This is a genomic window from Thermoanaerobaculia bacterium (genome assembly GCA_035260525.1).
GTDB lineage: Bacteria > Acidobacteriota > Thermoanaerobaculia > UBA5066 > DATFVB01 > DATFVB01.
Genome location: DATFVB010000321.1, coordinates 1 through 8,495 on the forward strand (window position 1 = coordinate 1; position 8,495 = coordinate 8,495).

The window sequence follows — 8,495 nt, forward strand, 5'->3', positions numbered from 1 at the left end:
CGGTCCTTCCTTTCATGCATAAGTGCGCCGACTGCGCCAGCCAAGAATCGAATACCCCGGAGCGCTCTGCCACGTCGATCGACGTACAGCCGCCACGTCTACCAACAATGACTGAAAGGAAGGACCGTCCCCGAATCGCCCCCATCAACTACATGGCGGCGCTCGGGATCACGTACGGCAACGGCAGCTACGGCCCGGATGGCCGGCCCAACTATGGGCCGAACGCCAATACTCTCGAGAGCCAGATGATGGCGTTCCTCAGCCGGTACTGGGGCAACTTCTTGTACGTCCCGCGCGGAACGATCTACACTCTCCGGGATGCTTCCGGGCGGATCGCGACCGAGATGATGGGCAAGGCGGGATCGACCTCCTACCCGACGAACGATTTCCCGGTGGCGACGACGGCGACGCGGGACAACGTGTTCCTGGGGAACCTGCTTGCGGGGAGCTATTCGTCCAATACCCTGGGTGGCGCGATCGGATGGTGATGGCCAGGATGTTCTGAGCGCCGGCCCCGGGTCCTACAATCGACGGATGATCACCTCGAATCGCTTTCTCCTCGTCGGATCCTTGATCTTTGGACTTTCGGGGGTCGCCCGCGCCGAAACCCTCTCCGCCCAGGTCGACCGCTACGCCCATCCGACGCTCGGAAAGGACGCGGTCACGGTCGCGAACGTGACGCTCCAGGTCGGGCACATCAAGGTGACGCTCGCCAAAGGCGTCGTGGCGCCCGTTCTCGCCGGAACCGAGACGATCGGGTTCTTCTTCGACGGCGAGGGGAAGTGGACGTACGCCTCCGACACGCCGGAGGAGTGGCCCGTGATGCGCCACGACGCCGACAGGGCGACGCGCTGGAAGGCGAGAGACGAAGGGAAGAGCCTCCTCGTCTCCGACGCGTTCGACGATCTCCTCTGGCTGGCGCCCGGCGAGAAGGTCCCCGCGGGAACGGCCGGCGCGGCGCCGCCCGAGCACGCGTTCCGGAAGCATCTCGAGACGTTCGCCCGCCGGAAGTCCGACGGCGTCGCCCAGCGGCTCGCTTACCGCGAGCGCATGGCGCCCGCCGCGCCGTTCTCGTGGGTGGAGCTCTCCGGCGGCAAGCAGGAGGCGATCTGGTTCCGCGACGAGATCGAGTCGCACGCCGAAGACCTGATCGCCCTGAAGAAGCTCGAATTCGACAGCGCCAACGCCCCGTGGGAGTGGGCGGTCGAGACGATCTCCGACCAGCCGATCGGCCGCGGATTCCGCGAGCCGCCGCGACCCGACGTCGTCCTGACGCGCGTCGAGCCGGAGATCGAGGCCGAAAAGGAGCACGCGAAGATCCGCGTGACGGAAACCTGGGAGAGCGCCGCGAAGGAGCCGATCTCGACGCTCCACGTCAACCTCCGGAGCCGCGTGTTCGCCGATTCCGCGCTCGACATCCGGAAGAACGAGCTGCTGAAGGTCGAGACCTCGGACGGCCACGCCGTCGATTTCGACCATCGCGACGGCCGCCTGCTGCTGGCGCTCCCGAAGCCGCTCGCCCCCGGGCAGCCGGTGACGCTCCGGTTCGACATGGAAGGCGACGTGCTCCCTCCCCCGTCGCACGACAGCTACTGGCTCCTCGGATTCGACTCCTGGTACCCGAGCCCGGGACTCAACGGCTCCGCCTTCACCTGGCGCTGCACCGTGCGCGTCAGGAAGCCCTTCGTCCCGATCGCGAGCGGCACGGTCGTCTCGCGGAAGGAAGAGAAGGACTGGAACACGCTCACGACCGAGCTCGACCACCCGATCTTCCTCCCGGTCGTCCTCGGCGGGAGCTACCACGTCGAGGACGTCGTCAAGGACGGACGCACGTACCACGTGGCGAGCTACGCGTACGTCAACCACCGCGCGACGGAGCACCTCGTCACCCTCTCGTCGCAGATCATCAAGTTCTACGAGCCCTTCCTCGGGCCCTTCCCCTGGAAGGAGTTCACGATCGTCGAGATCAACTCCTACGGCTTCGGGATCGCGCCGCCCGCGACGATGTTCATCACGCGAGAGGCGTTCTCGCCGCACGAAGACGACCTGACGAAGATGTTCTCCCGCAGCCTCACGGCGCGATTCGCCCACGAGATCGCGCACCAGTGGTGGGGCCACCAGATCAAGTGGCCGGACGACGAGGAGGAATGGATGTCCGAGTCGTTCGCCGAGTACTGCTCGGCGCTGCAGGTGCGCGCGGAGAAAGGCAACGGCGCCTACAACCAGGTCGTCCGCGACTGGGAAGGGCGGATGAAGGACTCAGGGATCTCCGCCACGCTTCCGACCGCCAACCGGCTGGAAGGCGAGACGGCGTTCCGCGACCGCATGGGGCTCCTGTACGGTCGCGGGCCGTTTCTCCTCGCGATCCTCCACAAGGAGCTCGGCGAGGAGAAGTTCCTCACGTTCCTGAAGACGTTCCAGTCCAACCGGAAGTGGCAGACGGGATCATCGGCGCTGACGGCCAGCCTGCTGCACTACCTCACCGGGAAGTCGTACGCGGACTTCTTCGACCGATACTTCTGGGGGACGGAGTATCCGAAGCTGCCGAAGTAAACGGGCGCTCGTTTCAGCGGGCGGCGAACGAAACGCTCGCCGCCGCTGAACTCGCTCGGAAGGCGGCGGACAGCGATCGCGAACGTGCCCTCACCTCTCCCCGCGGAAGAGGTCGGTCGCCGACAACGGAGGCGACCGCGTGAGGGAGACCGGGACCGGCTCTGACGGCGCCGAACGGCTGGTAAGCTCTCCTTGCGTGGAACTCCAGAGCAACGTGACCCGCATCCAAACGATGCTCGACGAGCTCGGCGCTCGCCACCTCCTGATCGGCGGTCACGCCATGGCGGCCTACGGCAGGCCGCGAAGGACGTTCGACGTCGACTTCGCCGTCGACGCCGCGGCACACGGCGTCCTGCGGGAACGAATGGAGAGCAACGGCTACGAGACGCTGCACGATTCGCCGGGTTATTCGAATCACGCGCACCCGGATCCGTCGATCGGCCGCGTCGATTTCGTCTACGTCTCGGGCGCCACGGCCGACCGTCTCTTCGGCGAGTCGCGCGAAGTGACACTCGAGGACGGATCACGCGTCAAGGTGCCTAGCCCCGAGCACCTCGCCGCGATGAAGATCTTCGCGATCAAGAACGACCCGTCCCGGACGTTTTCCGAGCTCGCCGACATCGCGTATCTCGCGCGGGTCCCGGGCGTCGACGGCGAATCGATCGCCCGCGAGTTCGAACGCCACCGGATGAAGGAGCTGTGGAATGAAATCCAGCGAACGCGCTGAGCTCCCCGACATCGAGCGCGACATCCCGACCACGCGCGAAGACGTCGCGATGCTGCACGACCTCTGGATCGGAAAGCCCGGCGTAAACCTCCTTCCGCTGCTGCTTCGTCTCCAGAGCGGGCTCCCGCCGCGCGAGCCGTCCCGCGCGACATCGGAAGGGTGGGAGCCTTTCACGCTCGGATAACCGGTTAAACGCAGGGCCGGGCTCCCTCACCCGCCTCGCTTCGCTCGGCGACCTCTCCCGCCGGGAGAGGTGGGAACGGACTCCCGCTGCGGCGGGATCACCCCGACCCTCCGCCTTCGCCTCCAGGCTTCGGCGCGACGGGTCTCCCGCCGGGAGAGGTGGGTTTGGACGTCCCCCGCGCGAACCGCAGGCTCCCCTCGCCGAACTTTTCCTTGATCCGGTCGATCGCCTCGAAGGCCCGCTCGTCGCGCGCGCGGCCGGGCATCTCGAGCGGCAGCCAGCCGGCGTTCTTGTCGGAGATCCCCGTCAGCCGTACGCCGAGCAGCCGCAGCCGGCGCGAGCGGTTCCAGCGGCGCGCGAGCGCGGCCGCCGCCGCCCTCCGGATCTCGTCGTAGCCGTCGGTCGGCTCGGGGAACGTGTGCGACGCGGAGATCGTCTCGAAGTTCTCGTAGCGGATCTTGAGAGACATCGTGCCGGCGACGTAGGCCTTCCGCCGGAGGCGAAAGCACGCGGTCTCGGCGAGCGACGCGAGCGCGCCATCCACCTCGGCGGGCTCGGAGAGATCGCGGTCGAACGTCTCCTCCGCGCCGATCGAGCGGTCGCGCTCCTCGTCGAAGGGATCGCCGGAGACGTCCTCGCCGACGGCGCGCCGCCTCCAGTACTCGGCGTGCTCTCCGAGATGCTCCCGGCGCTCGGACTCGGGGCGGGTCGCGAGATCGCCGATCGTGCGGAACCCGGCGTCGACGAAGCGCGGCTCGGTCTTCGGCCCGATCCCCGGCATCTCGCCGACGGGGAGCGGCGCGAGGAACGCCGCTTCCGTTCCCGGAGGAACGAAGAGCTGTCGGTCGGGTTTCGCTTTCCCGCAAGCGATCTTCGCGACGAGGCGGCTCGACGAGATCCCCGCGGAGGCCGGCAGCGCGAGCTCGCGCCGGAGCCGCTCGCGCAGCCGCGCCACCGCCGCGCACGCCTTCTCGAAGTCGAAGCCGCCGCGGTGCGTGAAGTCGAGGTAGAACTCGTCGATCGACGCCGGCAGCACCCGCGGCGCCTCGCTCTCGAGGATCGCCGCGGCGAGGCGGGAGTATTCGGTGCAGGCCGCGAAGTCCGGGCGCAGGAAGACGGCGTCGGGGCAGAGCCGGGCCGCCGACGCGGCCGGCATGGCGGTCCGGACGCCGCGGGCGCGAGCTTCGTAGGAGGCGGACGCGACGATGCCCCGTCCGCGCTCCGGGTCGCCCCCGACGATCACCGGTTTCCCGGCGAGCGACGGGTCCTTCGCCCGTTCGACCGACACGTAGAACGCGTCGAGATCGAGCAGGGCCCAGATGGGGAATGTCGCCGTCACCGTCCGCCTTTACCTCTCCCGGCGGGAGAGGTCGGCGAGCGATCTCGCTCGCCGGGTGAGGGAGCCCGCGGGTCCACCCTCACCCCAACCCTCTCCCGCGGGGAGAGGGAGTGAACTTGCCCGACCGCCCTACTTCAGTCGCTCCTTGATCAGCACGCGCGCGTCGTCCGCCGTCGACGACGCGAGGACCCGGAGCGCCTTCGACTTCGCTCCGTCGGTCAGGAGGATGTCGTGGACCATCGGTGCGGCGAGCTTCAGCGGGCGGGCCGCGGTGAAGATCGAGCCGATCCCCTGCTCGTGCCCGTCGACGAGGACGCGCGCGGAGCCGAGCGACGGATCGAAGAAAACGTCCCCCTGCGTCGAATAGTCGATCTTTCCGATCTTCGAGAAGGGCTCCTTCGACGTCCGCTTCATGTCGTCGCCCGCCGACTCGACGTCGTCCTTCGCCGACGGGGCGACGACGATCTGGAGGTTCAGGTCGTGATATCCGGGGAGCGTCGCTTTCACGTGGTGGGTTCCGGGAGCGAGAGGAAAGATCTTTCCGCCGCCGTGATCGTCCCAGTCGTCGGCGATGCCGACGTATTTTCCGTCGACGGAGATCCGGGCCTGGTCCGGGCTGATCTGGAATTTCATCGCGCGCCGGACGCGATAGACGTGGTCGTACACGACGTCCGACACGGGAGCCGGAGCCGGCCCCTCGGGCGCCCCGGTGATCGGGATCGATCCCGCCGGCGACGTCTTCGCCGCGGGCGGGAGCGCCGCCGTGTCGGCCGCGCTCTTCTTCGCGTTCTCCTTGGCGCGGCCGACGGAGGGAGACTCCGCAGGCGCCGCCGAGGAACGCGCCGGAGCCTCCGCAGCGGAGCCGGCGGCCGCCGCGGTCGTCGAGGGCGGCGCCGGGATCGCCGGTACCGACGGCGGCGATGTGACCGATGCCGGCGGGCCGGGGACCGGCGTCGCGGACGCGCCGGTCGCGGTCGCCGATCCCGGCGGCGCAGCGGCAGACGTCGAGGCGGGCTTTCCGATGCCCGAGAAGATCGACGCCGCGCGGCGCGGCTGCGTGATCACGAAGAGGAATGCCGCGGCCGCGAGCACGAGCGCCGCGATTCCGAAGAGCAGCGCCGCGGCGCCGCGCCGCTCGACGATGACGGTCGGCCCGGACCCGGAAGCGGCGACCGGAGAGGGAGCGGCCGCGGTCGGACCGAGGGTGACCGCCGTCGGCGCCGGGATCAAAGTCGGCGCCGGCATCGGGAAGTCGTGAACGACCGGGGTCGGCCGCGAATCGCGCGCCGGACCGGTCGAGGACGCGCGGTGGAGGTCGCGCAGCAGGACGCGGGCGTCCGGGTAGCGCTCGTCTCTCTTCTTGGCGAGCGCCCGCCGGATGATGGCCGAGATCAGCGGCGGCAAGTCGGGGCGGATCGACGCGGGATCCTTCGGCTCCGTGTGCAGGATCTGGTAGACGAGCGCCGTGACCGTGTCGCCGGGGAACGGCCGCGTTCCGGTGAACATCTCGTAGAGGACGACGCCGAGCGAGAAGATGTCCGAGCGGCCGTCGAGCGTCTCGCCCCGGATCTGCTCCGGCGACATGTACGACGGGCTCCCGACCATCATCCCGGTGCGGGTGACGTCGTCGCCTCCCGTGAGGAGCTTCCCGATCCCGAAATCCGAGACCTTCACGACGCCGTCGCTCCGGATCAGGATGTTCCCCGGCTTGACGTCGCGGTGGATCACCTGCCGCTCGTGCGCGTGGGCGAGCGCTTCGGCCGTCTGCCGCGCGATCAGGAGGCGCTGGGCGTCCGTCATCGGGACGTCGGGGCGGAGGAGCTTCGCGAGCGGACGCCCCTCGACGTACTCCATGGCGATGAAGGTGCTCTCCGCTTCCCGCCCGACGTCGTAGATCGTGACGATGTTCGGGTGCTGCAGCCGGCCGGCGATCTTCGCCTCGCGCAGGAAGCGCGTCTCGACCTCGTCCCGACGGTCGGCGTCCGTGAGATCGGTGCGCACGATCTTGATCGCGACCTGCCGCTCGATCGCGGGATCGACCGCGAGGTAGACGTTCCCCATCGCCCCCTGGCCGAGAGGGCGCTCGATGCGGAAGCGGCCGACGCGGGAGCCGGGCTCCATCAGTCGCCGTTCTCCTCCGGGGCGTCGGCGGGCCCAGAGTCCGTCAGGATCGAGCTCTTGTCGCCGGAGTCCTGCATCCGGTCGAAATCGCGCTCGCGCTTGGCGAGGAGACCGCGGGCGCGCTCGGAATCCTCGGGATGCGTGAGCACGCGGATCCCGGTGAGATCTCCGAAGTTCACGGGTTCCATGTGGAACTTGCGGTTGTCGATCTGGGCTTCGATCCCCTCGGATTCGAGGAACCCGCGGATCAGGTCCGCCTCCACGTCATCGGGCACCAACGCCACCTGTGTCCAATCTTCCTGCGAGGCCATCGCGGGCTCCTTTCCGGCGCCGCCCGACCCCGGGCGTCCGGGAACCGGGCGGCGGATGGTTCGAGTCGGCAGGGAGAAGATAACAGGATCGAATGATCTCAGGAGGCGACCGCGAGCGGCAACTCCTCTCGCGGGACGACCGTCCCGACGACGGCGGTTTCCGGCGCGCCCGCCGCCCGGCAGCGGGCGGCGAATTCTTCCCCGCGCCCCTCCGGGACGCAGACGAGGAGCCCTCCGGAGGTCTGCGCGTCGACCAGCAGCAGGAAATCGTCGTCGGACCAGGGCGCCGTCCAGGCGGTCTTCGGGCGCAGATTCCGGAAGTTCTTCCGGGAGCCGTCCGGAGCGATTCCGCGCCGGGCGATCGGGCGGGCTTGCTCGATCACGGGGATCCTGGCGAGGGAAAACCGCGCCGTCGTCCCCGACGCCTCCATCAGGTTCAGGGCGTGACCGAGGAGGCCGTATCCCGTGATGTCGGTCGCGGCGCGGACGCGGAACTCCGGCATGAGAAATGAGGGCCCGGCGTTCAAGGCCGCCATCTGGCACCCCAGCCGCTCGAGGAGGTCGTCCCCGACGATCCTCCGGTGGAACAGCCCGCCGAGTGCGTCGGCGCGGCTCGCGGAGACGAGAACGCCGACGCCCAGCGGCTTCGTGAGGATCAGCTCGTCGCCCGGCCGAGCCGCCGCGTGGTCGGTCAGGTCTTCTTCGCGCGCGAAACCGGTGGCGGCGAGGCCATAGATCGGCACGTCGTGGTCGATCGTGTGCCCCCCCGAAAGTGTGGCTCCCGCCTCGGCGACGGTTTCGGCGCCGCCGCGCAGGATCGACTCGAGGGTCGAAAGCGGCAGGACCTCGGACGGGAAGGCCGCGACGGCGAGCGCGAGCGCCGGACGCGCTCCCGCCGCGTAGAGGTCGGACAGGGCGTTGGCGGCGGCGATCCGTCCGAAAAGGTGCGGGTCGTCGACGACCGGGGTGAAATAGTCGACCGTCTGGACGAGAGCGCGCCCGTCGCCCAGCCGGTACGCGGAGGCGTCCTCGGACCGTCCGAAACCCGCGATCAGGTTCGCGTCGCGGGACGGCGGCATCTTCGACAGCACGGCCGCAAGGTCGAACTGACCCAGCTTACAGGCTCAACCCGCGCTGCCGGCGAAGGTCGACAGGGCCGGACCCGCCGAACGGAAAGTCATGCGCGGATAGTAGCGCGTCGGGGACGCCGCCCCCGAGGAATGGCGGCATCCGCGCCATTCGCGATCCGAGCTCCGCGAG

The 8,495-nt window shown here is 69.2% G+C and carries 8 protein-coding genes; 4 read left to right on the plus strand and 4 right to left on the minus strand.

Going from position 1 to position 8,495, the window contains the following annotated elements; translation table 11 throughout:
• Positions 1 to 107 precede the first annotated feature (107 nt).
• From VKH46_15340 to VKH46_15355, 4 genes are all read left to right on the plus strand, one after another.
• Positions 108 to 488, plus strand: a complete 381-nt coding sequence (locus tag VKH46_15340; GenBank protein HKB72219.1) for a hypothetical protein — start codon at positions 108 to 110, stop codon at positions 486 to 488.
• A gap of 46 nt (positions 489 to 534) precedes the next feature.
• On the plus strand, positions 535 to 2,553 hold the full coding sequence (locus tag VKH46_15345) for a M1 family aminopeptidase (GenBank protein HKB72220.1): 2,019 nt from the start codon (positions 535 to 537) through the stop codon (positions 2,551 to 2,553).
• A 196-nt stretch (positions 2,554 to 2,749) separates the two neighbouring features.
• Positions 2,750 to 3,280: a hypothetical protein gene (locus VKH46_15350; protein HKB72221.1), complete on the plus strand. Its 531-nt coding sequence runs from the start codon at positions 2,750 to 2,752 to the stop codon at positions 3,278 to 3,280.
• Entirely contained in the window at positions 3,258 to 3,464 is a 207-nt protein-coding gene (locus VKH46_15355) for a hypothetical protein (protein HKB72222.1), read from the plus strand. Before VKH46_15350 ends, VKH46_15355 begins: the two co-directional genes overlap by 23 nt.
• Positions 3,465 to 3,561: 97 nt before the next feature.
• Here VKH46_15355 and VKH46_15360 read toward each other — a convergent pair whose 3' ends face one another.
• The 4 genes from VKH46_15360 to selD all read right to left on the minus strand — a co-directional run bounded on the left by VKH46_15360 (position 3,562) and on the right by selD (position 8,350).
• Positions 3,562 to 4,803 carry a DNA polymerase IV gene (locus VKH46_15360; GenBank protein ID HKB72223.1) on the minus strand — a complete coding sequence of 414 codons (1,242 nt, stop codon included), beginning with the start codon at positions 4,801 to 4,803 and terminating at the stop codon, positions 3,562 to 3,564.
• Between the two features lie 129 nt (positions 4,804 to 4,932).
• Positions 4,933 to 6,924 carry a protein kinase gene (locus tag VKH46_15365; GenBank protein ID HKB72224.1) on the minus strand — a complete coding sequence of 664 codons (1,992 nt, stop codon included), beginning with the start codon at positions 6,922 to 6,924 and terminating at the stop codon, positions 4,933 to 4,935.
• Positions 6,924 to 7,235: a DUF2007 domain-containing protein gene (locus VKH46_15370; protein HKB72225.1), complete on the minus strand. Its 312-nt coding sequence runs from the start codon at positions 7,233 to 7,235 to the stop codon at positions 6,924 to 6,926. The genes VKH46_15365 and VKH46_15370 overlap by 1 nt, the downstream gene beginning before the upstream one ends.
• Positions 7,236 to 7,333: 98 nt before the next feature.
• On the minus strand, positions 7,334 to 8,350 hold the full coding sequence (gene selD / locus VKH46_15375) for a selenide, water dikinase SelD (GenBank protein HKB72226.1): 1,017 nt from the start codon (positions 8,348 to 8,350) through the stop codon (positions 7,334 to 7,336).
• Between the last annotated feature and the right edge of the window lie 145 nt (positions 8,351 to 8,495).